Annotated in this window: 29 protein-coding genes and 1 pseudogene; 12 read left to right on the top strand and 18 right to left on the bottom strand. The window is 62.3% G+C overall.

All coding sequences use genetic code 11. The features are described 5' to 3' along the window. Positions 1–208 precede the first annotated feature (208 nt). The 8 genes from fliE to EH199_RS20945 all read right to left on the bottom strand — a co-directional run bounded on the left by fliE (position 209) and on the right by EH199_RS20945 (position 7,971). The gene (fliE, locus tag EH199_RS20980) at positions 209–562 is read right to left on the bottom strand and encodes a flagellar hook-basal body complex protein FliE (protein ID WP_066703150.1); all 354 of its coding nucleotides are present in this window, start codon (positions 560–562) and stop codon (positions 209–211) included. Positions 563–728: 166 nt separating this feature from the next. Continuing rightward, positions 729–1,163, bottom strand: coding sequence for a hypothetical protein (locus EH199_RS20975; RefSeq protein ID WP_126516974.1), 435 nt, complete (start codon positions 1,161–1,163; stop codon positions 729–731). A 16-nt stretch (positions 1,164–1,179) separates the two neighbouring features. Next, positions 1,180–1,632, bottom strand: a complete 453-nt coding sequence (locus tag EH199_RS20970; RefSeq protein ID WP_066703155.1) for an N-acetyltransferase — start codon at positions 1,630–1,632, stop codon at positions 1,180–1,182. A gap of 762 nt (positions 1,633–2,394) precedes the next feature. Further along, complete coding sequence (locus tag EH199_RS20965; protein ID WP_148092173.1) at positions 2,395–3,126, bottom strand: energy transducer TonB; 732 nt, start codon at positions 3,124–3,126, stop codon at positions 2,395–2,397. Positions 3,127–3,130: 4 nt separating this feature from the next. Beyond that, positions 3,131–3,745 carry a type IV toxin-antitoxin system AbiEi family antitoxin domain-containing protein gene (locus tag EH199_RS20960; protein ID WP_124811080.1) on the bottom strand — a complete coding sequence of 205 codons (615 nt, stop codon included), beginning with the start codon at positions 3,743–3,745 and terminating at the stop codon, positions 3,131–3,133. An 8-nt stretch (positions 3,746–3,753) separates the two neighbouring features. Then, positions 3,754–5,952 (bottom strand): TonB-dependent siderophore receptor, encoded by a 2,199-nt coding sequence (locus EH199_RS20955; protein WP_124811079.1) that lies wholly within the window; start codon positions 5,950–5,952, stop codon positions 3,754–3,756. Between the two features lie 298 nt (positions 5,953–6,250). Continuing rightward, positions 6,251–6,940 (bottom strand): CDP-alcohol phosphatidyltransferase family protein, encoded by a 690-nt coding sequence (locus tag EH199_RS20950; RefSeq protein ID WP_124811078.1) that lies wholly within the window; start codon positions 6,938–6,940, stop codon positions 6,251–6,253. 38 nt (positions 6,941–6,978) lie between these two features. Further along, positions 6,979–7,971, bottom strand: coding sequence for a VacJ family lipoprotein (locus tag EH199_RS20945; RefSeq protein ID WP_124811077.1), 993 nt, complete (start codon positions 7,969–7,971; stop codon positions 6,979–6,981). A gap of 405 nt (positions 7,972–8,376) precedes the next feature. Between EH199_RS20945 and EH199_RS20940 the strand changes: the two genes are divergently transcribed. Further along, on the top strand, positions 8,377–8,928 hold the full coding sequence (locus EH199_RS20940; RefSeq protein WP_370449710.1) for a cytochrome c: 552 nt from the start codon (positions 8,377–8,379) through the stop codon (positions 8,926–8,928). A 260-nt stretch (positions 8,929–9,188) separates the two neighbouring features. Continuing rightward, the gene (locus tag EH199_RS20935; protein WP_124811076.1) at positions 9,189–10,211 is read left to right on the top strand and encodes a phosphatase PAP2 family protein; all 1,023 of its coding nucleotides are present in this window, start codon (positions 9,189–9,191) and stop codon (positions 10,209–10,211) included. An 87-nt stretch (positions 10,212–10,298) separates the two neighbouring features. Here the strand turns inward: EH199_RS20935 and EH199_RS20930 are convergent, their stop codons facing one another. From EH199_RS20930 to EH199_RS20910, 5 genes are all read right to left on the bottom strand, one after another. Then, positions 10,299–10,775: an MgtC/SapB family protein gene (locus tag EH199_RS20930; RefSeq protein WP_066703180.1), complete on the bottom strand. Its 477-nt coding sequence runs from the start codon at positions 10,773–10,775 to the stop codon at positions 10,299–10,301. Positions 10,776–10,838: 63 nt separating this feature from the next. Then, positions 10,839–11,138, bottom strand: coding sequence for a hypothetical protein (locus EH199_RS20925; protein WP_124811075.1), 300 nt, complete (start codon positions 11,136–11,138; stop codon positions 10,839–10,841). 69 nt (positions 11,139–11,207) lie between these two features. Then, positions 11,208–11,942 (bottom strand): bifunctional 2-polyprenyl-6-hydroxyphenol methylase/3-demethylubiquinol 3-O-methyltransferase UbiG, encoded by a 735-nt coding sequence (locus EH199_RS20920; RefSeq protein WP_083952612.1) that lies wholly within the window; start codon positions 11,940–11,942, stop codon positions 11,208–11,210. Between the two features lie 83 nt (positions 11,943–12,025). Then, entirely contained in the window at positions 12,026–12,262 is a 237-nt protein-coding gene (locus tag EH199_RS20915) for a hypothetical protein (RefSeq protein WP_124811074.1), read from the bottom strand. 73 nt (positions 12,263–12,335) lie between these two features. After that, on the bottom strand, positions 12,336–12,653 hold the full coding sequence (locus EH199_RS20910) for a hypothetical protein (protein ID WP_066703191.1): 318 nt from the start codon (positions 12,651–12,653) through the stop codon (positions 12,336–12,338). Between the two features lie 332 nt (positions 12,654–12,985). On the opposite strand from EH199_RS20910, the gene EH199_RS20905 reads away from it, so the two are divergent. After that, a complete protein-coding gene (locus EH199_RS20905) occupies positions 12,986–13,303 on the top strand; it encodes a hypothetical protein (RefSeq protein WP_066703194.1) in 318 nt (105 codons plus the stop codon). A gap of 317 nt (positions 13,304–13,620) precedes the next feature. After that, positions 13,621–13,974, top strand: a complete 354-nt coding sequence (locus EH199_RS20900; protein ID WP_124811073.1) for a flagellar hook-basal body complex protein FliE — start codon at positions 13,621–13,623, stop codon at positions 13,972–13,974. A 25-nt stretch (positions 13,975–13,999) separates the two neighbouring features. Here the strand turns inward: EH199_RS20900 and EH199_RS20895 are convergent, their stop codons facing one another. Then, positions 14,000–14,380, bottom strand: a complete 381-nt coding sequence (locus EH199_RS20895) for a hypothetical protein (RefSeq protein ID WP_169800223.1) — start codon at positions 14,378–14,380, stop codon at positions 14,000–14,002. Positions 14,381–14,723: 343 nt separating this feature from the next. Between EH199_RS20895 and EH199_RS20890 the strand changes: the two genes are divergently transcribed. Genes EH199_RS20890 through EH199_RS20875 form a run of 4 tightly spaced genes read left to right on the top strand, consistent with a single transcriptional unit; the run spans position 14,724 to position 16,797 of the window. Continuing rightward, the gene (locus tag EH199_RS20890; protein WP_124811072.1) at positions 14,724–15,056 is read left to right on the top strand and encodes a hypothetical protein; all 333 of its coding nucleotides are present in this window, start codon (positions 14,724–14,726) and stop codon (positions 15,054–15,056) included. Next, positions 15,053–15,418 carry a hypothetical protein gene (locus EH199_RS20885; RefSeq protein ID WP_124811071.1) on the top strand — a complete coding sequence of 122 codons (366 nt, stop codon included), beginning with the start codon at positions 15,053–15,055 and terminating at the stop codon, positions 15,416–15,418. The genes EH199_RS20890 and EH199_RS20885 overlap by 4 nt, the downstream gene beginning before the upstream one ends. 36 nt (positions 15,419–15,454) lie before the next feature. After that, a complete protein-coding gene (locus EH199_RS20880) occupies positions 15,455–15,838 on the top strand; it encodes a CopG family transcriptional regulator (RefSeq protein ID WP_124811070.1) in 384 nt (127 codons plus the stop codon). Further along, complete coding sequence (locus EH199_RS20875) at positions 15,835–16,797, top strand: tyrosine-type recombinase/integrase (RefSeq protein ID WP_124811069.1); 963 nt, start codon at positions 15,835–15,837, stop codon at positions 16,795–16,797. The genes EH199_RS20880 and EH199_RS20875 overlap by 4 nt, the downstream gene beginning before the upstream one ends. Here EH199_RS20875 and EH199_RS20870 read toward each other — a convergent pair. Genes EH199_RS20870 through EH199_RS20860 form a run of 3 tightly spaced genes read right to left on the bottom strand, consistent with a single transcriptional unit; the run spans position 16,794 to position 18,254 of the window. After that, complete coding sequence (locus EH199_RS20870; RefSeq protein ID WP_124811068.1) at positions 16,794–17,414, bottom strand: histidine phosphatase family protein; 621 nt, start codon at positions 17,412–17,414, stop codon at positions 16,794–16,796. The two genes, EH199_RS20875 and EH199_RS20870, sit on opposite strands and share 4 nt — an antisense overlap. A gap of 1 nt (position 17,415) precedes the next feature. Further along, positions 17,416–17,940 carry a GNAT family N-acetyltransferase gene (locus EH199_RS20865; RefSeq protein WP_124811067.1) on the bottom strand — a complete coding sequence of 175 codons (525 nt, stop codon included), beginning with the start codon at positions 17,938–17,940 and terminating at the stop codon, positions 17,416–17,418. A 2-nt stretch (positions 17,941–17,942) separates the two neighbouring features. Continuing rightward, on the bottom strand, positions 17,943–18,254 hold the full coding sequence (locus EH199_RS20860; protein WP_124811066.1) for a DUF1778 domain-containing protein: 312 nt from the start codon (positions 18,252–18,254) through the stop codon (positions 17,943–17,945). A gap of 507 nt (positions 18,255–18,761) precedes the next feature. Between EH199_RS20860 and EH199_RS20850 the strand changes: the two genes are divergently transcribed. From EH199_RS20850 to EH199_RS20835, 4 genes are all read left to right on the top strand, one after another. Next, positions 18,762–19,394, top strand: a complete 633-nt coding sequence (locus tag EH199_RS20850; protein ID WP_124811065.1) for a transcription elongation protein SprT — start codon at positions 18,762–18,764, stop codon at positions 19,392–19,394. Positions 19,395–19,484: 90 nt separating this feature from the next. Continuing rightward, the gene (locus tag EH199_RS20845; protein ID WP_124811064.1) at positions 19,485–20,138 is read left to right on the top strand and encodes a hypothetical protein; all 654 of its coding nucleotides are present in this window, start codon (positions 19,485–19,487) and stop codon (positions 20,136–20,138) included. Further along, positions 20,138–20,479, top strand: a complete 342-nt coding sequence (locus EH199_RS20840) for a hypothetical protein (RefSeq protein ID WP_124811063.1) — start codon at positions 20,138–20,140, stop codon at positions 20,477–20,479. The genes EH199_RS20845 and EH199_RS20840 overlap by 1 nt, the downstream gene beginning before the upstream one ends. Further along, positions 20,476–21,435, top strand: a complete 960-nt coding sequence (locus tag EH199_RS20835; RefSeq protein WP_124811062.1) for a replication initiator protein A — start codon at positions 20,476–20,478, stop codon at positions 21,433–21,435. Before EH199_RS20840 ends, EH199_RS20835 begins: the two co-directional genes overlap by 4 nt. Before the next feature lie 815 nt (positions 21,436–22,250). Here the strand turns inward: EH199_RS20835 and EH199_RS20830 are convergent. Beyond that, positions 22,251–23,693 (bottom strand): annotated as a pseudogene (locus EH199_RS20830) (type IV secretory system conjugative DNA transfer family protein); the annotation flags it as partial. Positions 23,694–23,819: the final 126 nt, after the last annotated feature.

Raw genomic sequence — 23,819 nt, 5'->3', positions numbered from 1 at the left:
CCGCCGATGCTGAAGCCGATATGCGCACCACCGTCGACACCGCCCGACTGTCAGGCGCAAATCCCTATCGCACCATACTCAGCGCCGTCACCGCATGACCGCTCAAATTAGGGGGTGGGTAATTACGATCGGAGCGTCGCAGCGGTCGGACATATAGAAAATGAAAAATGTTCAAGCACAAATTATCCGGTCAACATATTGTGGGATATTAAATTTGCATGTTCATAATATCGTTGTAGGCAGTTAGCAGCTTGTTACGAACCTGAAGTGTCGCTTCAAAATTCACGCTAGATCGAGCTTGTAGGAGAGCCACGGTAGCGATGTCGGTCGTTTCACCACGTTCATAGGCTTCGGTTGCAACGTCTTCCTGCTCGAGCGTGGTATTGACGTTCTGAATAGCAGTTTGAAGGGTAGAGGCGAAGCCGCTAAGTGGCTTTGCACCGATCTCGCTGTCCGTGGGGCTCGAACGGGACGTTGCAGGAAGCAGGCCCCGCAGCGATGCGTTGCGGTCAAGCATAGTGGCGCGCATCGCCATTATATTCGCAACCGATAAATCGCTCATTGCTCGTGGTCCACGTAAACGATCGCTCGCATCCGGCTTAACCCTGCTACTTTAAATATTGGTTAACCATATCAATATCAGGGCCAGTGCGTGCTGAAGTGAGAAGCGCAGTGCGAGGTGTTGGGCCCACGCTGGTCGATGTACATAACCAATTGCGTCCGCGGGCTTAAAACCCCGTGGCGCTGTTCTTGTCGCAGGAAGCTCTCAGAAATTCCAAGGCTTCTCCGACCCGGCGCACCGAGGCATTGTCCCCTACGTAGATATCCACCCCCCGGAAAGCGGTCATCCCGCCTGTGATCTCAACATAGGATTGAGGGCCGTTCGTTGAGAACGAGGGCCGGATGGACAGAGCGCGGCTGAGATCGACAAGGTGACTGCTTTTGTCATTGAGTGCGAGCACCATCTGGCACGACTGCTTGAAGCTGACGGCAGTCACGGCCGACAGCCGGACAAAGCCGGGCCAGGGTTTTACTTCGGCAGGGCCGCGTGCAAGCATGTCGGAGATGAAGGTGGTGGCGCTCTTCGCCGTTTTCGCAGGCGCGGCACTGACTGATTGAGCTTGCGCGGTATATCCCGGCGCAACGGCAAGAAGGACTGGCACTGTTGCGAGTACGACTCTAAGCATGTCGATAGCGTGATTTCGTTGGCGAGGCAGGATACAGCGTCTTAACGAGGACGTGCATCGATCCGGCGCTTTGATTCCTATTCCGCTCATACCAGGTCAGGCGGTAAGCCAACCGCCGGTAAAGCGCCAAGGCGGCGGCGTTGTCCGGCTGAACACTGATCATCATGCCGCTGAACCCTGACGACGCAGCCCACGCCTCGGCACGAGAAACGAGGCGGGTACCCCAGCCCTGATTTCGCCACTCCTCGTGTACGGCAAGCTCGAAGGAGGCGAAGGTGCAGCCTGGGTCATCGACGATCTCCCCGACATAGATCGCGCCGAATTTGCAGAAACCGCTGACGGCGGCGAACATGCTGCCGCGCCGATCTGGATAGGCTTCAAACGAGGGAATGGCCTCAGGTAGCTCGACAACAACCGGCTCCTCTGACCAGACTCTTTCCAGCATTGTCAAAGGGCCAAGCCCATGATGTTTTTGTGGGCACATATATCCGGATTTGGCATGGGACACTGCGAATGCGGCCTGCCCGCCATTTGGAGCGGAACCCGTAGTTCTAACGAGTGCCTCTATCATCGCAGCAGCGAAGCGGGCCCCGGCTTCGCCTCGTTGCTAATAGCGGCCAGACCCACGCTAGCAACATTCTGGAGCGCGTTGCTCCGCGCCAGGATGGTGCTCCTGATGGCCGTAACTTCGTAAAGCGACATGGGAATTTCCCGAATTAGACGACGCTCTGGCGACAATAACACCAAGCCTTTAGAGGATGGTTAACGACATTCAAGAAAGATTGAGCGCTGATGCACGGTGCCATCTGGGGCAGGGTGCCTGATGGAAGCCGGTCTGGCCGACCTTCAGCTCCCATGACCTCGAAAACCCTTGATGGTGGCGTAAGCGGTCGGCGTCGACTTGACCCAGGAGCGGCAGGATCAGCCGTTTAAGCCGCTCGTTGTCCGTCTCGATCCGGTTGTTTGAGATACTTGGCGCGGCGGTGGTCAACGTGGACGGGGCAGACGCCCTCCCGCTCCAACTCGGCAATCGCAAGGCGGTAAAGGCGTGCCGCGAGCAGGCGGAAAGGCGAAGAAGTCGGCGCTACACGATCGAATCAAATTGATGGCGGCGCGACAGCTTTTTGCCTGTGGACTTTCGTCTGGAACGGAAAGCCGATCGATCGCTTCGCCGATGGTGACCGCATGCGGCGCAACAATTACAGGCTCACTGGCGGTCCTTTAGTTCAAACGGTATGCGGACGAGGCCTCGTACCTGGCTAGGTCGCCCGTCGATCATCGTCGGCGACCATCGCCAGCGGCGAACAGCATTGAGCGCAGCTTTGTCGAGGCGATCGGCGCCGCTGCTTGCCGCGACCGATATGGCGCTCACCCTCCCTTCCTCATCGACAACGACCATGAGGATGACAGTCCCGGTCTCGCGTCGGCGCCGGGATTCTATTGGATAGCGAGGCGGCTCGGCTGACAGCAGCCGCGTGTTGAGGTTGACCAGGGTGTTCGTTGCTCGTGACGGTGGCGACTTTGTCTCCTCTGTCTTGACCGGCGCGGGCGGTTCCGGTTCGGTTTTCGGGGTCATCTGGATCGTCGTGGGCGCCGTCGGCGTCGCGACGAGTGGAGGCGGAGCGACAACCTGCTGGGGCTTGGGAGCCTTTTCGACCATTTTCTGCGTCGGCAGCGCGATCGGCTCGGGCGGCGGCGGATCGAGCGGAAGAAGATTGACCACCAGCGGCGGCGCCGGAAGCCGTTTGGCAATATCTATGTTCAAATGCTGCAAGGCATAAAATCCGGCGACATGGATCACAGCGATCAGGCTAAGCGAAATCCAGCGGGGCTGACTGCTCGGCTGATAACGGCCAGGCGTCTCGCCTTCCCAGGGCTGTCGCGCCTGATGCGCAATGCCCCGATGAGTCTCGCCTGATCCATAGTCGACGACTTTCACGTCCTCACCCACGTTTTAACTCGGAAGCGGCGCGATAGACACCTGTGCGCACGCGCACGAGCAGTCCCTGCTTGAACATCAGGCTGACGACCTGCCGTGATACGCCGAGTGCGGCCAGATCGCGCGACGAGGCGATACCGCGTGAGCAAACGAAGGCGAGCGCCTTTTCCTGTAGGCTTTCCGGCATCGGCGGCAAGGGCCGCCGCTGCGATCGAGGGCGGACTTGCAAGAGCGGCGCGGTCGAAACAGACAGTTCCTTGCAGGCGTCGATCATGCCCGAGAGGCGGGAGATCGACGCGTGATTGAGGTGCACGCCCTCAAATGCCAAGCGGCGTGCGCAGGCAAGCGTGGGCGTACGGATTGCCCCACTGATCTTCAGGAGCACGCCGGGATTCTCGCGTTGCATCGCGGCGATGCAGCCAAGCAGGCATAGCTCCTGCCGGCTTGCATAGGCGCCTGTAAGCGGTCCCGGCCGAAACCCAAGCGCGCCGGCGGTCGTGCGAAGCCGATCAAAAAGAGCAAGAAGTTCGCCGGATGCCGACACAGGATCGGCCCCCCGCAGGAGGCCGATCACATAGCGTTCGCGCGAGGTGAGCCGGGCAAGGCTGAACACGCGCATGACAAGTGTCAGAACCGGGCGTTAAGGCTGATCCTGAACGCTCTCGGCGATCCAGGCGTGATGTTGTTGTTGCTGTTCGCGTAAAGGAAGTAGCGTTCGTTGAGCAGGTTCTCGACATTGACTTGCACGCTGAGGTTCTCGCTCAAGTCGTAGAAGGCGGCTGCATCGACGCGGGTGTAGCCGGGCATCGCGACGATGTTGTCGGTGCCTGCAAACCGGCGGCCTTGGCGGATAACGCCGATCGCACCGCTCAGTCCGCCGCCAGGATTGAAGCGCGTCCAGATCGATCCGCTGTGCTTGGGCACATTGGCGAGCTGGTTGCCGGCGCGCACGGTGCCCGACACGGTGTCCAGGAACCTGGCGTCGGAATAGGTGTAGGCACCGACAACGCTCAACTGGTCGGTGATTGTCCCCTGCGCGCTCAACTCGACGCCTTCGCTGCGCTGGCGGCCGACCGGGATGGTCGGCGAGGCCGCATTGTTCGGATCACTCAGCGCCAGCACATTGCTGCGATCAAGCCGGAACACGGCGGCCGTGACGTTGAAGCTGGGATTGATGTCCCACTTCGCGCCGATTTCGTAATTTTGATACTTCTCGGGTGCCAGGTTCTGGTTGGAGACCGACAGACTGGTGAACTGGTCGCCGCCGCGTGGCAGATAGGTCCGCGAATAGGAGGCATAGATCGATGCGTTCTCGGCAGGCTTGAAAATCAGCCCCGCACGCGGCGACCACAGATTGTCGGTCACATCGAAATTGCGCTGCTGGGTCGCCGGTACGAATGCTGCGGGCCGGCGGTCGGTCACCTTGGTGTTGAGATACTCGTAACGGACTCCAAGGATGACCTGGAACATCGGCGACAGTTCGATTTGGTCCTGAACATAGCCTGCGGCGACCTTCAGCACGCCGGCGTTGTTACCGCTGGTGGCGGCCGGGCGGTAGATCACGTCCGGTCGGCGAATGTTCGACGCGGCGATCGGAACGGTAATGGATGACGTTCCGACCAAATCCGTCGGACTCGCGGGGAAAAAGCCCTCCCGACGGAAATTCTCGGTCTCCTGGCGACCCAGTTCAGCGCCGACGAGCAGGGTATGCTTGATCGACCCAGTCGAGAATTCAGCATTGAGGTCGGTCTGGTTGATCAGGTTTCGCCGCTGCATCGCATTGTCGTAAGCCGATATGGAGACGCTGGTGCCGGCAGCGTTCACGGCGCCGGGAAAAACATTGCGGTATAGCTTGGCATAATCCGCGTAGCGGGTGCGGTTTCGCAGCGTCACGGCCTCGCTGAAGCGGTGCTCGATGTAGAGGGTCCCGGCATCGGTATTGGTGTAGGTCGGGCTGCCGGCCGGATCACCAAAGAACTGCCCGCGCGGCGTGTCGAGGGGCCCGCCGATACTGGTCGTGGATGCGCCGGGGCGCGCCGGGACGCCACGGTCGGCGATGCGATCGTCCTTGAAATGCTCGTAGCCAGCGGTGATCGTCGTCGCCTCGCCGAGTTTGAACGTGACAGTCGGATTGAAGCCCCAGCGGTTGTAGTTGACGCCATCGCGGTAGCTGCCGCTATCTTGATAGACGCCGGTCAGGCGCACGGCGACCGCATCGTTGAGCGGCGTCCCGAGATCGAACTGCGCACGTTTATGCTCGAAGCTGCCGCCTTCGAGCCGGAAGGCGCGATGCGGTGTCCAGTCCGCGACCTTGGTGACGCGGTTGATGAGACCGCCGACGCCGCCGCGGCCGAAGACCATCGCATTTGGTCCCTTGAAGACCTCCAACCGCTCGATGTTATAGAGATCGCGATAAGTCTGCACATCGTCACGGATGCCATCGACGAAGAAATCGCCGGTAGTGGAGTTACCGCGGAACACCAGCGTTTCGCGGTTGCCTTCACCTTGCGCCGAAAAGACGCCTGGGACATAGCGGATCGCGTCGCCGATGCTGTTCGCCGCCTGATCGTTGATTTGCTTGGCCGACACGACTGTCACGCTCTGCGGCACATCGATAAGCGGCGTGTCGGTGCGCATTGCGCCGATGCTGCGCGACACCTTGTAGGAGGTTTCGGCTTCCTGATCGTCGATGACCGTATCGGTCACGGTCACGCCCCCCAGCTCGGTCGGTTTGTCCTGCGTTTGTGCCAGCGCCGGCGAAGCCGCAGCAATCAGTGCGACCGAAAGCGAGCCCAGCGAAACGCGTGTGAGGATACCGGATTTCATTAATTCCCCCCTGGCAGGTAATAGCTAATGCGAACCAATTGCATATTTGCGATTGGCGCTATGGACGGCCAGGGGCCGCCTGTCAAGTTGGTGTAGCGCTCGTCGGCCGCCGGTGAGCAGCGTCTGGGCGCTCTTGCGTTGGTGTTTTTCCCTGTTCACTCGCAACAGGCGCCGAGCAGCCTCACCGCCATTCCGCTGTGGCTGCTCGGCGGCGGCTTGGTGCGGCTATAGCCGGATGGGACGATCAACGTCGTGGTGGCTCTGTTGCAAACGCGCTATCCGGAACCGAACCGAATGGTTATGGACGGTCGAAATTGCCAGCAGAACCATATACCATATCCGAAGCCGCAAGCTTACGGCTCACTGACCAAGTCCTGGTCACGAATAAGAATACCATAATTCCTGCACAAAATACCACAAAGGCATCAAAATATATCTGAGCCGCGTGAGGATTGGCGATATTCTCTGTGAGAAGCATAGAGAGAGATAATATAATCAGTATTATCCTTAGTTCTGTCGGACCAATGTTGAAGTAGGAAAGAGGAAATTCGTGAATGACGTGAGCGATCAGAAATGTATGGATTGCCAGCAGCAGGTATCCAGCAAGGGCGAACAGGGCGATCGACATCGTGACGTAAGGGCTGGTGCCCATGCCGACCATGATGAAGAGAATGGTCAGGCCATCACAGCTATGATCGACGAAATAGCCATATGATGGCCGCTCGATCCTGCGGAACCTGGCAAGACTCCCGTCCAACGAGTCGCCGAACCATTGAACCACAAAACCGGCGATCGCGAGCATGATCCAAAGCGGGTTGCTGTTGCTGGCCGCGTAACCGATGCCAGTCAGGGCCGCGCCGGCCAGGCCTATGCCGGTAAGGATATCAGGTGTCATCCAGCGCGGCATGCGGGCGCATAGCCAGGTCAGCAGTCGCCGTTCGGGACCGGCAAGCAGGTTTTCTTGAATTCGTTTCGGCCTGTTGGTCATGTCATTCCTGCTGTGGGTCGTTGGTGCTTTCTCGTCCATCAGGGCAACACAGGTAGGGTTCGCCGATCGATCGGCTGCGAAGGGACACGTCCGCGCAGAGCGTCGATCTCAGCCTGACGACCCGCAAGATAGTGAGCCCGGGAAGCTGCATAGGGATCAGGCGAGTCTTTGAAGGCTTGCAGTTGCGTATCGAATTCAGCCCGGTAATCGAGCGAGCCGACGATAGTGGCCGGGGTCGTGTAGGTGGGTTGGTTGAATGGCGCGCCGATTGTTGATGGGAGCACCATGCGATCGATACTCAACCCCACCAGATCACGGACAGTCGTGGGGCCGATCAGCGGCAGGAAGAGAAACGGCCCGGGCTTCACACCATAAAAGCCTAATGTGTTGGCAAAGCCGTTCGGCCGTCGCGGAAGCCTGAACGGCTTTCGTCGGGCAACATCGATGACGCCACCCACACCGACCGTCGTATTTACCGCGAAGCGGGCGATGGTTTCTGCCGCCTTGCCCGGTTTGATCTGCAGCATGAAATTCAGGAAGCTGACGGGCTCGGACAGATTGTTGAAGAAGTTGCGGATACCCGCCCGGAGCGGATCCGGCAGCACTTTCTGGTAAGTCAAGGCCACGGGTGCCACGACCGCTTTGTCGACAGCCTGGGTAGCGGCATAAGTTTGCACGTTGACCGCTTGGAGCGGATCACCGGGGGCGGAGCGAGGTCGCGCTTTGACAACAATATCGCTTTGGTCGGCAGGGCGAGGATCGATCTCCTGCGGCACCTCGCCTGTTGGAAGATCAAGAGGTGATTCGATTGCGGATGGAAGAGCTGCGACGGTCAAACTGCTGATCGTGACTGCGTTGGGCGCCAGTAGCGGCCTTGCGTCTTTTCGGTCCGCCGCCTGCGGAGAAGAAGCCGCTTCCACGGGAAAATCTACCACCGGCAAAGGCTGGCCGTCTTGCGCAACGGCAGCGGAACCGACGACCAATGCGAACGGGCTCAAAACGATCGTTGTCGTCCGGTTTGCAAATCGCATCGTGGAACCTCTCCGCTCTACCTAGTTTACGCAGCAGGACAGTGTTGCCCTTGGGTTGCGTGTTTTTTTTGAGAGGCGACAGGAGATCGAGCAACCACCTCCGCCCAAAACCGAGGGATTCCGAACGGGGTCGCGCGGCGTGTCCAAAAGAGAGCTGGACGCGGTATGGACAGGCACCTCGATACGGACACTTTGTAAACGGATCAGGCCCTTTTCGCCCACCTGCGCTTAAGCCCGCGTATCCATTCGCTCGACGGCGTGAGGGCAAACGGTGTTCGCTGCGTATTTCTATTAGAGGGTGCTGAGCAGCAAGCGCGGGCTGTGGCAGTGCCCCGTCGATCAGGAGGGAGCGCAATGGCAGGCTTGAATATTGATACCCGTCGGCATCTGCCCAGCGCGACGTTCGTGGGCATTGCCGCCGCGCTGCTAGCGGTCTTTGCCGGCATTTTCATCTATGCGGGAATATACAATATCGCAGGCGACGACCCGCATAGCAAACCCGTCTATTGGGTGCTCGAAAAGCTCCGTAACCAGTCGATCGCCGCGCGGGCGCGCGGTATCGCGGTCCCGGCCGACCTGGGCAGCGCGACACGGATCTCGACCGGCGCGGGCCTCTACACCGAGATGTGCTCAGGGTGCCATCTCGGGCCGGGAGTCGAGCGCAGCGAGATGAGCCAGGGACTCTACCCGCAAGCGCCCGAACTTGCCCGTGACGGGCAGCGCCTGAGCCCGGCCGAACAATTCTGGATCATCAAGCACGGTGTGAAGTTGAGCGCGATGCCGGCTTGGGGTCGCACCCATCCCGATCCGCTGATCTGGGACATGGTCGCGTTTGTCAGGAAGCTCCCTGGAATGCCGGCGGAAGAATATAAGCGCATCATCGCGAGCGCGCCTGCCGACCACGATGAGATGATGAAGGAAATGCCCGGCATGGCGGCCAAGCCCGGCGCGAAGTGACAACGACAACATGCGACCCAAGGCAGCGGCAATGACGGAGCAGTCGCCAAGCATCGCCTGTGCCGACGGCGATCATCGTCCCCACCGAATTGAGGATGACGAGAGCGGCGTGCAGCGGGCGGTCTGTCGTGCTTGCGGCTGCGCGCTGATGCGGAACCTGGCGACGCGGCGTTGGTATTACTCCGGCGTGCTCGGCGACTCGCCAGCGCAGGCAGGCCTAGCCCAAGCCGTTGCTGGCCGAGCGCACGCACGTCCCCACCATGGACTATGAACACGCTCGCTTGCCCGATGGAAGCTGCCACGGCGGTTGCAACTGGCCCCTCGCGCCCAAGACGATCCCGCTTAGCTGGCTTCTTGGCGCCGTAGGCTTCAGTCTTGTCGCAGTCGTCGTGATGATGGTGCGATTGAGGATCGCCGTGCAGGTCGATGCGAGGCTCGGTATCTTCATCGTGCTCGCATTCTCCGGAACCGTTACGATCCGTTTCCGATTCCGGCAACCGCTATCGAGACAGCAGCGGGTATGGCGGGACGCCGCCGAATATTATGGGCTCTTCATAAGCATCTGCGTGATCGGCGCCCTGGCGGCCTATCCTGTGGCGGCGATCAGTACGGGCTTCGCCGACTCAGCGCTTGAGCGCGTGGACCATTTTCTGCGTTTCGACTGGCTGGCATGGTATCGCTTCGTGGTGGAGCACCCGGCTATCCAGTGGCCTGAGCGAGCGGCTTATCAAAGCATATTTTTTACCCCCGCAGTGTTGTTCGCTTACTACGCCTGGAGCGCTCGCAGGGCTGAGGCGCGCCAGTTCATCCTATCTTTCTGGCTGGCTGCGTTTCTTACGCTGCTGTTGTTCTTCCACGTTCCCGCGAAGGGGCCGCTCGCTTTCCTCTGGCATGGACCGCTGCCCTATGTGCCAGAGAGCGCGCTGTACCAGGCCGATCTCATCCCCGCGCTCAGAAGCCATGCGGCAAAGCCCATCGACTTGGGGGCGCTACGTGGGCTGGTCGCCGCTCCCAGCTTCCATGCGGCGAGCGCTCTGCTCTACATCGCAGCGGCGTGGCCGCTGAGGCCTCTGCGGTGGCCGGTCACCATTCTCAACGCGGCGATGCTGCTTGCGACGCCGGTCGAAGGAACGCACTATCTTGTTGACCTGATCGCTGGGGCTGCGGTCGCGCTCGCTGCTCTTGCGATCACGCAACTGGCCGCTCGCCGTTTTAGCCCCCGTCTGGCTAGCCGTCCGCAGCGATGGAAAACAGCGCAATCGACAATCAGCAGCGCTGAATAGAATCCAGATTCTCCGCACCCTATGGCGGAAATGTTAGGGAAGAAGCTTGATTGGCCGGCTGAATGGGCCATCGCCGACTCCGCTGTATCATTCCGAGATATCCTTCTGGATTGTGCTTTGTTGGGCGTGTTGGCGCGAGCGGTGCGATAGTCGCGTCCAGCCTGGCATGCGATGGAGTTCGAGGATCAGCAGGAGCAGAACCGCTGTCATGACGGCGATATGGTAGATGCCGTAGGCGGTACTGAGGCCGACCGCAGCGGATGCCCAGAGTGTAGCGGCGGTTGTAAGACCGGTCACGCGTCCGGAATCACGTAAGATGATCCCCGCGCCTATGAATCCGATCCCTGTGACGATGCCGGCGGATATCCGGCCGCCATCGCCGATGGCGCCGGAAATCAGCCCGAATGCGCATGCACCCAACGAGGTGGCCATATAGGTGCGGATGCCGGCCTCGCGGCCGCGATGTTCGCGCTGCCATCCTATAATGGCCCCGAGCAGGGCAGCCAGACTTATACGGCCGATGTCGACCCACCATGGTGCATCGCCTGTTGCGAATTCCGTCATCAACGCCCCGATCTCTCACCACTTATAGAAATTGAATAACGATCAACGCACCTGCGGTGGCCGCTATGACGGCCGTTGTAGCTTATCCGAGAAAAAGAAGCTTTTGGGCGCGGTGAACTGTCCCATGCCGCTGCGGCGGGACACCACGACCATCGGCGCGACCATGATCGGCATGGAGACGATGCCGTTGATGACCGCGCTCCAGAACAACACCTTGATCGGATGAGTGACGAGCAGTGGATTGCGGCGTTGAGCGGGGCGGCAAGGGTGATAATGCCATAGAAACCGGCGCCTCCCCAGGGCGCTGGTCGAGGCCACACTTCGACCATGCGCAATCGATCGTCGGCGCAATCCAAGCTTCAATTTCCTCTCCCGTTGACGTAACTGAGCTCATCGAGGCTATATACGCGTGGGGAATGAAGCGCGAATGGTTTAAGGCCTTGTCGCATAGTTGTTCTTATGAGGCTGAGTTACTCGCTCGCTTATGCCGGACAACTGCGTCACCAGATAGAAGGGCCGCCTATATTCCGAATCTAAAGTGAAGTCAGACGACCAGATAAACGCATCATGAATGCGTCGCGAGCGACGTGATTCACTATCGAATGCAAAGAAGTAGTGGTTGACCAGCATGCAGATGCCGCCGGGCGACAGAAGCTGTGCTATGCGCCTCGACAATGTTTTCAGGGCCGCATCGTCCAGCGGAAATAGATAGTAAAGGACATCCGCGATCATGATAAGATCAAAGCGGCCGTCGAGAGATGACGGTAACGCCATGATATTGTGGGTTTCGAAGGCCAGGTTCGGCACGTCGGCATGCTGTACACGGGCACGCGCGATGGCGGTAGGCGCAACGTCTACGCCCAGCACCGAATCCGCATGAGCTGCAAGATGCCGCGATAGCAAGCCCAGACCGCAGCCAAGGTCGAGCGCGTGATGGAAACGTCGGGGTGGCAATCGTGAGGCAAGAACCTCATATTTCCGACGCTGATAGCGATAGTGCGGTGAGCCTGCGGCCCAAGGGTCGGGGTTGGCGGCATAGACGGCCTCAAGCGCAGCGGCCGCACCCTGCGTTGAGCGCAGCTGATTGAGGCGAGCATCGGTGCGGGCGCTGCGAACGAATAGACCAACGTCGCGCAAGCCCATGAAGAATGGCATTGCTTCATTCATTCCTGTTGCGCGCGGCCTTGCCGCGAGGGCGGGCCAGGCAAAGCGCAGCCGGGCGGCTCTGTGGGCCGTCCGGCTGCGGCACTTTACTTGCTGGTCTTGGCTGCCTGGGAATGACGTTTGCCAGGATGGTGTTTCTTGGCTTTATGTCCCTTGCCCGTCATTCCTGTGGAGGCACTGGCTCCTCCGGACCTATGCGCAGACTGACTGCTCATCGAGCTGTTGGACATGCCCGGCATCGACTTGTTCATCTGTGCGGTAGCTGGTGCGGTGATGACTAGCGCAGCGGCAGCGATAACAGGGATCGATTTAATGTTAGTCATGACGCTCTCTCCTCAAAACTAACTAAAATAATTCATTTAATCGAATAGCTTTCAAAAAAAGCAGTACAGGGCGTTAGTGGCGTTCGCCCCTGCGGTAATAGTCCGGATGGTCGAAGGTGTGCCAACTGGGATGGTTCTGATACCAGGACTGTGGGTGGCCATAGTTCCGCCAGTCCGGCGGATAGGTATATTGTTGACGCTGATTGTGTGCGTCCTGATAATAGCCCGTCTGATATGGGATGCGCGAATTATTTGGGCCGGGATAATAGCCACTGGGAGCGCCTCTATGCTGATCATGGCCATGCCCCGGGTCGGCGAACGCCGGACCACTGAGTGACGCAGCGCAGGCCAGCGCGACGCAGGCCAGAATTCCGTAGCTTCTGCTTGTCATGCGCCTTCTCCTTAAAGCCTGCCGCAGGAGCGGCACGCATATTCTCTCTTATGGAATACGCACGGATGCGGAAAACCCCTCAAGGTTCGTTGCGGCTAAGCCGGAGGGCACCCCGCCCGGTGAACGGCAACCTCTATCCGTGGCCATTATGATGTTCACCGGCGAGCGCGCAAACCCGGCGCTACCACACCAGCGGGGCACAGCCTTTCAGTCCAGACTGCCGAGCGCGATCGGTGAATGCCGGCTGTCGATTGTATTCAGCATCGGGCAACAGCGAACCGCTTAGATCATCAGCACGGTCGATTTGACGATCGCGCCTGAAAGGAAGAGTGATGAAACGCATGGTGCTTGCAGCTGCGGCTCTGGCCGCGACGGCTTTTACTGCGGCGGCGCCCAGCGCGGCGTTTGCCCAGGATCACTATCGCGGCGGCCATCACGCCCGCTATGATCATGGCGGCGACAATCAGGATTATCATTCGCAGCCCCGCTGGGCCGGTGATCCCTATGGGACATGGAGCTATAATCAGCAGTGGCAGAATAACGGCCATGCCCGCGGCCACGATCGGCGCGGCTACACCGGCCACGGATATGATGGTCGCCAGTATGACGTCCATGGCTACGATCAGCGCCACGGTGGTGGGCACTATTGATCGTATGGCAGTTGGGGAGCGGACTGGCCGAGACACGGCTATCAGCTCTTTCTGAGCAGGCTCCATGTTCTGCGTCATGGCCAAATGTCGCTCGGCTGCGATACAGACATCCTCCCATCGGCATCGATCCATCTGACCTTGTTGCGCGACGCTTCACGAGGCTAAGGCCGAGAGCGGCGATCGTGAACGATGAGCGGCGGGTCATGAGCATAGATTCAACCGAGGCTGCGACCGTCCGGTGCGAGGCGCGGCGTAGTTAACCAAATTTGAAGGCGTTTTCCTTAAACCGGTGGGGGGCCGGCTAAGGAGTTTGATCGGTGAGCGACATATCGGTCGCGAATGTCATGGCGATGCACTCGGCGATCCTTGAACGCAACGCGGCGCTGCGAAACGTCGCCCCGTCTCTTCCCAGAGCGACCGCGGGGGTCGGCAGCGTCGCAGGCGTGGGGTCGGTCAGCTTCGCGTCCACGCTGGATAGCGCCGTCGAGAAGGTCAACGCCACTCTCGAAGCGGAGGACGTGGCGACCGAAGCCTATGAGCGCGGTGAGACGAACGACATCGCTACCGTCGCCCTGATGCAGGCCCGGACATCGGTGAGTTTCGAGGCGACGCTCCAGGTCCGCAACAAGTTGCTCTCAGCCTACAAGGACATCATGAGCATGCCGGTCTAACGGAGAAAGCCACCGGCCGCTCCGATTAGTGGTCGTGATGATCCCCGTGCCCACCGTCGAAGCCGTGCCCGGCATAGCCATGGTCGCCCCACCCGTGACCACCGTCATGCCAGCCGTGTTCGTAGCCATGGTAGCCGTAGCCGCCGTGCCCATGGCCGCCCGTTATGATAGCGACCGAATACCCATGCGAATGGCCGGGATATCCAGCATAGGGGTAATAGCCGCCGTATGACGTATAGGGCCCATAACCATAAGGGCCGTAGCCGCCGTAATAAGCGCCCGAGTAATGGCCGTGACCACGATAATGATGACTATGATGATCATGATGGCCGTGCGCTACCGCGACCGAGGGAATAACGCTCAAGGCCGCGCCAGCAGCCAAGGCCAGTAGTTTATTTCGCAACATCACGCTTCTCCGGGGCTCCTGGACCGATCGAGTTTCTAACGACTCCAACGCTTGACAAGTCAGGATGATACAGACGCTCATATGAGTCTGGCCTGAACGCCGCCGATTCGCAGCCTTCGGCCCAAAGTGCGGAACCCGAATTTCCTAGCTGATCGTGCCCAGGCTTGCTCAGCGCCGCATCAGGCCTGGCTCCGTCATCGCATGGTCCTGCTGGTGCAGAGCCCATCAAGCCGCCACTCGACGCGCCCACCGCGAATTTTAAAAATGCACTGCAATGGTCGGATTCACCTCCTTCCGAATATATGATAATGTCCTTTATCACACACTCGGAGGGAGCGGAAAATTGCGCGCGGTGCATGAGAATATCGACGGGCCTTTGGCGATCGGCGAGGACTTGGCCGTCTATGGCCTCATCACCCAGGGCGCGACCCTGCAGGGCGGCGTCAAGCTGATCCTGCACGGCACGATCGCCGGCGACCTCATCATCGAGCCTGGTGCCCGCGCGATCATTCACGGCACCGTCGCGGGCCGCGTCTGCAACGATGGCGGCCGCGCCGAGATATTCGGCATGGTCGATGCCGTTGAAGACCTGTCGCCCGACGCCGTGACGATCATCGCCCCCGCCGCCCACGTCCGGCGCGGGCGCGCAGGCGCAGCCCGGAGCCGCCGCGCATGACCGAAGCCGCCCCCACGGCACCCCCGCAGCGCCGCCCCGTCATCCGGGCCGTCAGCTTCGCCGAGGCCGGCGAGGCGATCGGCCGCTTGCTCGCCATCGCCATGCCGCCCACGCGCGCGGCCGAGACCGGCGCATCGGCGAAGGTGGCCGATTTCCTGCTGGCATGGTGGAACGGCGACGAGTGCGGGCATTTTCCGATCCTGCACCTGTGCAACCTCGATGCCGTGATCGCCGAGGACATGCTGACGATCATGGCGTGGCTGGCGCAGGAGCCGACGACCTACGCCGACGCATGGGGCTACCGCGACGCGATGGGCGACCTTTGGGTGCACTATCGCGGCGATCCTGCCGAGAGCGTTTAAACGTGCCGGAGATCTACCGCCGAAAGGGAGGCCGCTATGATTGAGGATGAGGATGAGGCTTTCGCCGATAATCACGCCGAGCGCGACCAGGCCAAGGCGCTGCGCGAGCAGGCCCGCGCGGGCGGCCTGCGCTTCGAGGCGTATCTTACCGGCGATCAGGCCGATTGGCTGTTGGCGCGGGTCGAGCGCGGCCTGTTCGTTGACCCGTCCGAGGCGGTGTTCGCGATCGTCCAGAACTTCATCGAAATGGAGCCGCACCGCGATTTGCGCGACGAGCTGCTGCGCCGGAAGCTGGAGCGCGGCCTTGAGGATGTGAAGGCTGGCCGGGTCCGGCCCGCCGAGGAAGTGTTCGCCGAGCTGCGCCGGGAGCTGGCGCAGCCGCGCCCCGAGCCGGCGCGCTGGGAGAAGATTCAGCGATGAACGAGCTGGCCCCCCTGCCCTCGCCGGCGCTGGCGTTGCCGGCGCTAGTGGCGTCGGCCGACGACGCCACGCGGCTGCGCTTCCTTGAGTTTTTTGCCGTGACCATCCGCAACCCGCATACGCGCCGCGCCTATATGCGCGCGGCGGGCGACTTCCTGGCCTGGTGCGAGGCGCGCGGGGTGGCGTCGCTCGCCGGCGTGCAGCCGCTTCATGTCGCGGCCTGGGTCGAGGCGCTGGGGGGCGAGCTGGCCGCGCCCAGCGTCAAGCAGCAGCTCGCCGGCGTGCGCCACCTGTTCGATTGGCTGGTGACGGGCCATGTCGTGCCGGTGAACCCCGCCGCATCGGTGCGCGGGCCAGCGCACAGCCAGCGGCGCGGCAAGACGCCGGTGCTGGCCCCCGACGAAGCGCGGGCGCTGCTCGATCGCATCGACGTGACCACCCATGCGGGGCTGCGCGACCGCGCCTTGATCGGCCTCATGGTCTATTCGTTCGCGCGGGTCGGCGCGGCGCTGGCGATGAAGGTGGAGGACGTGTTCGTGCAGAACCGCCGCCTATGGGTCCGTCTGCACGAAAAGGGCGGCAAGCGCCACGAGATGCCGTGTCACCACAATCTTGAGCATTACCTGGCCGAATATCTCGACGGTTGCGAGCTGCGCGCGGATCGCAAGGGGCCACTGTTCCGCACGATCGGACGCAAGACTAAGCGACTAAGCGATACTCCCCTGCCCCAGGCCAATGCCTTCGCGATGGTGCGCCGGCGCGCGGCGGCGGCCGGGATCGGCACGGCGATCGGCAACCATTCGTTTCGCGCGACCGGGATCACCACCTATTTGAAGAACGGCGGCACCTTGGAGACGGCCGCGACGATGGCGAACCACAGCTCGACGCGCACCACCCAGCTCTACGACCGGCGGCCCGATGACGTGACGCTCGACGAGGTGGAGCGGGTGTTGATCTAGGCGGCGATCGCCGCCGCACAGGCCCAGCGGCCCGCTTCCCAATGGAACCCTACCCGCTGCGCGTTGGCGATCGCGGGCGGCTCGCCTTTGCGCCAGAACGCCCGCATCTTATCGCGATCGTCCAGATGGGCGTCGGCGACGATCGCGCGCGCGGCCTGGATGAACTGCCCATGCCCGAACACATAGACCAGCGATGGCGGCGGCATGGCGGCAAGCCGCGTCAAGGCCGCCTCGCAGCGCCGTAGCAAGGTGCCGAAGCTCTCCGCCCCTTCCCCGTCGCAATAATCAGGATCGGCCTCGCGCCAATAGCGTTCGAGGTGCGGCATCCGCTCGGCGCTGCGCGTGCCGTTCCAGCGCGCCGGTTGCAGATAGGTGAACTCCTCGATCGGCCAGACTTCCACCGGCACGCCGGGAAAGCGCGCGATCGTCGGCGCGGCCGTCTGCCGGGTGCGGGTATAGGGCGAGGTGACGATGAGCGCGGGCGCTTCCGTCCAGCTCGCCGCGACCGCGCGCGCCTGTTCGTGGCCGCGCTCCGTCAGCTCGATCGTCGCGAGATCATGGCACGGCACGCCGGCGTTGCCGGTGCTTTCCCCATGCCGGATGAATACCGCCCTCACCCTATGACCCCGCCGCCTCGAACAGCTTTTCGATTTCCGCCATCGGCATGAACAGGCGGTTGGGCTGTTCGGGCAATCTCATAAAATCGTGGCGCTCATAAAATGAGGCCGCCGCGTCATCCTTGGCGTCCACCACGACCGCCAGGGAGGCCGTTTCGCTTCGCAGACAACGCCGGAGCGCATCGAGCAGCAATTCCGATCCCAGCCCTTTGCCCCGCCCCTTCCCATCGACCGCGAGCCGGCCAAGCAGCGTAGCGGGCAGGACGGGATAGCGCGGCAGTTTCTTGACCAGCGTTGCCGGCAGCTCCGCCGCTTGCAGCGACGTATTCGACAGCGTGTAGAAACCGAGGACGTTGGGCGACGGCGGCTCTATCAGCACATAGGGAAACGCGACGCGTCGGCGAGCGTCCTGGCCCGCTTGCGATTGCAGATAGCGGTCGAGCGCCTCGACGCCGCAGGAGAAGCCGGCACGATCATGGCGCGTCGTATCGAGAAGCTCGATAACGGGCCTTGCAGCGGTGCCCACGCCTATTCGTCGCCGTATCGCGCCACATAGGCCGCCACACGCTCGCGCATCCTCTTGCTCGGCTCGCGCGGGTTGAGGAGCGCATCCACGAACGCTTGGGAATCCCTGACGCTAAGCTGGATGACTTCATGCTCCGCAATGGCGCGCTTCGCTGCGTCCTGCACGCTGGTCAGCACGAAATCGGTGATGCTGCGCCCTTCGAGCGCGGCAGCGCGCTCAATGAGAGCCTTCTGTTCTGTCGTCACGCGCGCCTCCAGTCGCTCAGCTCGCCGGCGAGCTGGCGGGGCGTCTTGCTGTCTTTGTGCGTGGGCCATAGCGTGCTCCTTACTCTGCACTATGTACGGCCAATTGCCGGAAAATTCAAGGGCAAGGTATCGTCATTTCGATTACGCGTGGGCTGCCCTCCCCTTCCCCGCAATTCGGGTTTCCGCGACGGGCCGGATAAAGACTAAGCAAATAACCGACTAAGCGATTAAGCGCCTGCCGCTGGCGCGGCACCGTGGCCCTACTCGCTGCGCTCCCCAAGCCCGCAAGCGGTCTTGGCCCAAGGTGACGACCCACATGGCGGGGCGAGATCGCAAGCGGATCTCGCGTCATGGTGCCGGCGTGCGCCGGCGTCCATGTTCGTTTGATGGGGGAAAGGCGGTCCCGGCCGCCTCTCCCCCGCAACGGGATTAGACGGGGCCGTGCCTCGCTGCGCTGCGGCCGCTCCACCCCATCGAAACCCGCTGCCCCCCTCTCTCGCCGGCGTTCTTGGGCGTCCGTGTTCCGGCCGATGGCATGGCCATCGCCGGACAGGCGATTTGAAGGGAGCAAAGACGATGACGCAGGACAACCGGGAAAGCTGGCTCAATCGGGTGGCGGCGGGCATGGCTCCCTTGTTCGAGGCGGTGGAAAGCCCCCTGCCCGCGCGTATCCGCGTGGCGATCGGCTTCACCAGCGCGGGCCGCAAGGGCAAGGCGATCGGCGAGTGCTGGGACAACCGGCTAAGCGCGGACGGCCACTTTGAAATCTTCATCCGTCCCGACCTCGCCCACGCGCCCGACGCCATGCCGGCGCAGATCGCGGCCATCCTCGCGCATGAGCTGGTCCATGCCGCTGTCGGCATCCCGGCAGGGCATGGGAAGGCGTTTAAACGGGTCGCCCTTGGCCTTGGTCTGGTCGGGCCGATGCGCGCCACCACCCCCGGCGAGGCGTTCCTGTCGGCCATCGCGCCGATCTTGGATGCCGTTGGCCCCCTCCCCCATGCCCGTCTCGACACGGACGGGGAGTCGACCGCGCCGAAGAAGCAGAAAACCCGGATGCTCAAATGCGAGTGCGCGACGTGCGGCTATACCGTCAGGACCGCGCGCAAATGGCTGGAGCTGGCCGGCGCGCCGCTTTGCCCGATCGAGGATCACGGCCGCATGGAACATGAGCCGCTGGACGACGACGAAGGCGAGGAAAAGGACTAAGCGACTAAGCTAATATGCGACTAAGCGCCACGGCTTGCCTGCTAAGCGACTAAGCGATACAAGCCGCTTAGTCGCTTAGCAGGAGCCGTCATGCAGACTTGGGCTATCATCGCACAGAAGGGCGGGCAGTCGAAAACGACCATCGCGACCGCCTTTGCCGTGGAGGCCGCCGGCGAAGGGGCGGCGGTCGTGATCCTCGATGCCGACGATCGGCAGGGGTCGGCGCTCTACTGGTCGGAGCGCCGCAAAACCGACGATGTATTGGTGAAGGACAGCAGCGTCGCGGGCTTGCCGCTGCACGTCTCGCGCGGGCGCGAGAGCGGCAAGCTGGACCTTATCATCATCGACACGCCGGCGAACTCAAAGGACATTGCCATGCTGGCGGCCGAGCAGGCCGATTTCGTGGTGATCCCGGTCGCGCCGCGCGGCTTGGACGTTCATTCCGTGCTGCAAACCGTCAAGCAGGTGCAGCAGGCGGGAACGCCGTTCGCCGTGATCCTGACGCAAGTGCCGCACCAAGGCGGGGAGGGGGCCGAGGCGCGCGCCGGCTTCGCAGCGAAGGGCGTGGCGGTGTTCGATTCCGTGCTGCACTTCCGCAAGGACTTCTACAAGGCAACGCCGGTCGGCAAGACCGCGATCGAACTGGACCCCGAGAGCAAGGCGGCGGCCGAGTTGCGCGCCGCCTTCGTCGAGGCTAAGCGATTAAGCGGTTATGCGAATAAGCCACTAAGCGAGGTAGCATAATGGCCAAGAAATCGTCGGCCCTGGCTGGAATCTTCGATGATCCCGAACCTGAGGCAGCGCCCGCGCCCGCACCCGAACTGACGCAGTCGGCCCCGACACCGGCAGCGCGATCGCGGCCGAAGCGGGCAGTGGAGGGGGCGCGGGGCACATCGAGCGCCGCGCCGGCGCGGCGCAGCAGCCACCCCGGCAAAAAGCCGGTATTGATCCACATTCCCGAGGATATGCACCGCACCTTGCGGCAGCTTAGCGTCGAGGAAGGCGGCGAGCCGCTGACCGTCATCACCGAGCGGCTGTTGCGGCAATATCTGGTGCAGCGCGGCCATGCCCGGTTCGCGCCGTGAGCAAGCGGCGCGATCCGAACCCCGAGTTCGATTTCTTCATTCCATTGATGAACGACCTCCCGCTGAAAGATCAGCGGGAGGTGATGGAGCGCCCGTTTTTCTCGCTCCAGAAGCGCAAGCGCCTCAAACCGATCGAATATCGCAGCCCGGACGGCGAGGCGTGGGTGAAGGTCGAGGCGATGCCGGCCTATGGCATGGCGACGATATGGGACGCCGATATTCTGATATGGGCCGCGTCCGTCCTCAACCGGATGAAGGAGCAGGGCGTCAACGACCTACCCAGGACGCTTAGAACCACGACCTACGACCTGTTGCGCGGCATCAGGCGCGGGACGGGCGGGCGCGACTATACCGAGCTGCAAGCCGCCCTGTCGCGCTTGGAGACGACTTCCATTCGCACATCGCTGCGCGCGCCCAAGCGTCGCACGGAGGCGCAATTCGGGTGGCTGGACGGGTGGACGCTAGAGGTGGACCCCGCCACCGATCAGCCGCGCGGCATGACCATCACCCTGTCGAATTGGGTCTATGAGGGCATTGTCAGCGAACGGTCGCTGTTGACCATGCACCCCGATTATTTCCTGCTGACTGGCGGGCTTGAGCGCGCCCTATACCGGATCGCGCGCAAGCACGCGGGCCAGCAGCGGGGAGGGTGGACCTGTCGCGTCGAGATTTTGCGCGAGAAGGCCGGCAGCGATGCCCAGCCCAAGGAGTTCAACCGCATGTTGCGGAAGGTCATCGAGGCCGACCAGCTTCCCGAATATACAATGGCGCTGACCAAGACGGCCGAGGACGCGCCGGCGGTGCTGTTCGAGCTGCGCGGCGCGGCCGAGGCGGCCGAGCTGCACGCTAGGCTAGAGGCGGAACGCGAGCGCCAGGAGCGGCTTGAGGCCGATCGCCGGCGAACGCAGGAGGTGGACGATTTGATGGACCGCCTGGCACGGGGCGGGAGCCGCTGAACTATCGTGGTATCACCCACCGTTGCCCCGGAAAGCGGGACACGCTGCCCTGGATTTCGGGACAAGGAGGCCCGTAGGAGCGCCAAAACGGCGAATCAGGTCCTTTCCGAGCTGCTTTGTCGGGGTTTCACCCACCATCGCGCGACTCGGAATCACGCGGCTGACTCTCGGGGGATCACCCACCGGAGCGTCGGGGTTTCACCCACCGCACTATCGGGGGATCACCCACCGAATCACGGGGTTTCGCCCACCGGGCTAGTTTACAACTCTTTGCGAATAAACGGAAAAAACCGCTTTCAGACCGGCTTAACTTACTTAACGATTCCTCTTTTAACAGAATCCTTAACGGCCCCGGTGCGCTGTCCGCTTGAGGATAACTTCCCATCGTGCGGTGTGTGCCTGCTGCAAAGAAGAAAAGCGCCGCCTCTTGGGGGCTTCGCCCCCGCCGGCTCGCGGCCTTCGGCCGCCCCGGATGGCTAAAGCCATCCTCCCACCCGGCATCCCCCATGATGAGCCGGCTTCGCCGGCACGCTTTATGTAGGTGTGTGGAATTTGCCGAACTGTCGCGCCCAGCCATCCAATGCAGCACCCAGCGGCACCGTCGCAATTGGCTTTCCAGAAAAGCCAAGCGGATAGCGCAGCGATCCATTCGAGAGGGCAGGGCAGACGGAAACGTCGCGACTGGCGCGATTTCCGGGCCGCCCAGCCTCATTTCGGGCGTTTGGGAGGGTCAGGGAAGGTCGATTGTCCCATGCCGCTCTACGGACTTCCCAGGGCAGGGCGCTTTTCTGGCGTGTAGATCCTCGCCGTGCCGTTTAAACGTGCCGCACCGGGTCGAACTTCCCTGCGAACTCGCGATCGGCATGATAGGCGAGCTTGGTGGCGACGATCGGGCGCTGTCCGGCGAGGAACAGCAGCTCCAATTCGCCGGGCAGGGTGCGGACTTCATCGGGGGTCAGCAGCGGGCGGCCGACATGCTGCACGCCGAACGAAATGCCGGTTTCCTCCGCGTCGATCGCGCGGCTCATGGTCTCGAACACCACCGTCTCCTGGCCGAGCAGATCGGAGACGAGCTTGGCGCTGTCATGGTCGTTGACGGCGAATATCTGCAATGCCCCGGCGTTGGAGAAGAAGGTGCCGGCGCGGTCCTTGTAGAGCGCGCGGAGCTGGTGGATATCCTGCACGATCGGCCAGAGCTGGACGCCATAGCCCGCCATCAGGCCCATAGCACGCTCGACGGGATCGAGGCGGCCGAGCGCGGCAAATTCATCGAGCAGGAACAGGACGGGGCGGGCAGGGGCCGCGCCGCCGCGCGACAGATCGGTGAGGGCTTGCGCGATCATCAGGCGCAGCCAGCGAGCATAGGCGGCGATGCGATCGGGCGGCAGGACGAGGAACACGGTCGCCGGCGACGCCTTCATGTCGGCGAACGCGAAATCCGAGCCGCCGAGAACTTGGCCCATGCGCGGGCTATCGAGGAAATGGGTATGGCGCTGCGCGGCCGACAGCACGCCCGAGGCTTCCTTGTCGGATTTGCCGAGATGGCGATTGGCGGCGCGCGCGACCAGGCCGCCTTGTGCCTGCATATCGGCGAGCAGGGCGGCGAAGGCTTGCGGGGCGAGCGTCAGATGATCGCGCAGCGTGGCGAGGGTGCGGGTCGCGGGCGCTTCGCTGGCGACGATATGGAGGATCAGGCCGGCGATCAACGCCTTCGCTTCGTCGTTCCAATGCGCCTCGCCGGCTTCGCCGGGGGCGTCATAGACCAGCGCGTCGGCGAGCGTCATGGCGTCGTCAGCCAGATCGAGGCCGGCGGGGTCGATGCGATCCAGGGGATTGAAGGCCGCCGAGGGCAGGGCGGTGATGCCGAACGGGTCGAGGACATGGACCGGGCCGAAGCGGGCGCGCTGGCGCGCGGTGACGATGGCGTTCTCGCCCTTGGGGTCGATACAGACGACCGGGCCGGGATAGTCGATGAGGTTGGGAATGATCGTGCCTACCCCCTTGCCGGTGCGCGTCGGGGCGATCGTGAGCAGATGGGAGGGGCCGGGATAGCGCAGCAGCTTGCGGGTTTTCATGTCGCGGCCGATCAGCAGGCCCTCGCTTTGCGCGAGGGGCCTGGCCTCCGCGTCAGTGGCGAAGCGGGCCGAGCCGTGGGTGGCGTCGCCGTCAGGGCCGCCATATTTGAGGATCAACGGTTGGAACAACGCGCGCAGGCCCACGAGGATGATGACCAGGAAGGTGAGCATCATGCCTATCTGGCGTCACCTCAAGGTTTGTTCGCCAGACAACGATTTCTCGGACATAAGCGGAACATGGGCTACGCTACACGCTTCAACCGCGCCATTGGCTCGTTGAGTGGGTGGAATTCACCTGCTGGAAGTCGC

The organism is Novosphingobium sp. LASN5T (genome assembly GCF_003856955.1).
In the GTDB taxonomy this organism is placed as follows: Bacteria; Pseudomonadota; Alphaproteobacteria; order Sphingomonadales; family Sphingomonadaceae; genus Novosphingobium.
Note: the sequence above shows the minus strand (reverse complement) of the source record. Positions and strands in the feature narration are given on the sequence as shown.

Coding starts and splice junctions, on each gene's coding strand:
- EH199_RS20845 (WP_124811064.1), top strand. CDS start 19,485: ATGCAGACTTGGGCTATCATCGCACAGAAGGGCGGGCAGTCGAAAACG.
- EH199_RS20970 (WP_066703155.1), bottom strand. CDS start 1,632: ATGCTGGAAAGAGTCTGGTCAGAGGAGCCGGTTGTTGTCGAGCTACCT.
- EH199_RS20850 (WP_124811065.1), top strand. CDS start 18,762: ATGACGCAGGACAACCGGGAAAGCTGGCTCAATCGGGTGGCGGCGGGC.
- EH199_RS20840 (WP_124811063.1), top strand. CDS start 20,138: ATGGCCAAGAAATCGTCGGCCCTGGCTGGAATCTTCGATGATCCCGAA.
- EH199_RS20955 (WP_124811079.1), bottom strand. CDS start 5,952: ATGAAATCCGGTATCCTCACACGCGTTTCGCTGGGCTCGCTTTCGGTC.
- fliE (WP_066703150.1), bottom strand. CDS start 562: ATGAGCGATTTATCGGTTGCGAATATAATGGCGATGCGCGCCACTATG.
- EH199_RS20920 (WP_083952612.1), bottom strand. CDS start 11,942: ATGAATGAAGCAATGCCATTCTTCATGGGCTTGCGCGACGTTGGTCTA.
- EH199_RS20860 (WP_124811066.1), bottom strand. CDS start 18,254: ATGGCCCACGCACAAAGACAGCAAGACGCCCCGCCAGCTCGCCGGCGA.
- EH199_RS20915 (WP_124811074.1), bottom strand. CDS start 12,262: ATGACTAACATTAAATCGATCCCTGTTATCGCTGCCGCTGCGCTAGTC.
- EH199_RS20935 (WP_124811076.1), top strand. CDS start 9,189: ATGGACTATGAACACGCTCGCTTGCCCGATGGAAGCTGCCACGGCGGT.
- EH199_RS20910 (WP_066703191.1), bottom strand. CDS start 12,653: ATGACAAGCAGAAGCTACGGAATTCTGGCCTGCGTCGCGCTGGCCTGC.
- EH199_RS20930 (WP_066703180.1), bottom strand. CDS start 10,775: ATGACGGAATTCGCAACAGGCGATGCACCATGGTGGGTCGACATCGGC.
- EH199_RS20945 (WP_124811077.1), bottom strand. CDS start 7,971: ATGCGATTTGCAAACCGGACGACAACGATCGTTTTGAGCCCGTTCGCA.
- EH199_RS20885 (WP_124811071.1), top strand. CDS start 15,053: ATGACCGAAGCCGCCCCCACGGCACCCCCGCAGCGCCGCCCCGTCATC.
- EH199_RS20950 (WP_124811078.1), bottom strand. CDS start 6,940: ATGACCAACAGGCCGAAACGAATTCAAGAAAACCTGCTTGCCGGTCCC.
- EH199_RS20960 (WP_124811080.1), bottom strand. CDS start 3,745: ATGCGCGTGTTCAGCCTTGCCCGGCTCACCTCGCGCGAACGCTATGTG.
- EH199_RS20880 (WP_124811070.1), top strand. CDS start 15,455: ATGATTGAGGATGAGGATGAGGCTTTCGCCGATAATCACGCCGAGCGC.
- EH199_RS20875 (WP_124811069.1), top strand. CDS start 15,835: ATGAACGAGCTGGCCCCCCTGCCCTCGCCGGCGCTGGCGTTGCCGGCG.
- EH199_RS20905 (WP_066703194.1), top strand. CDS start 12,986: ATGAAACGCATGGTGCTTGCAGCTGCGGCTCTGGCCGCGACGGCTTTT.
- EH199_RS20895 (WP_169800223.1), bottom strand. CDS start 14,380: ATGTTGCGAAATAAACTACTGGCCTTGGCTGCTGGCGCGGCCTTGAGC.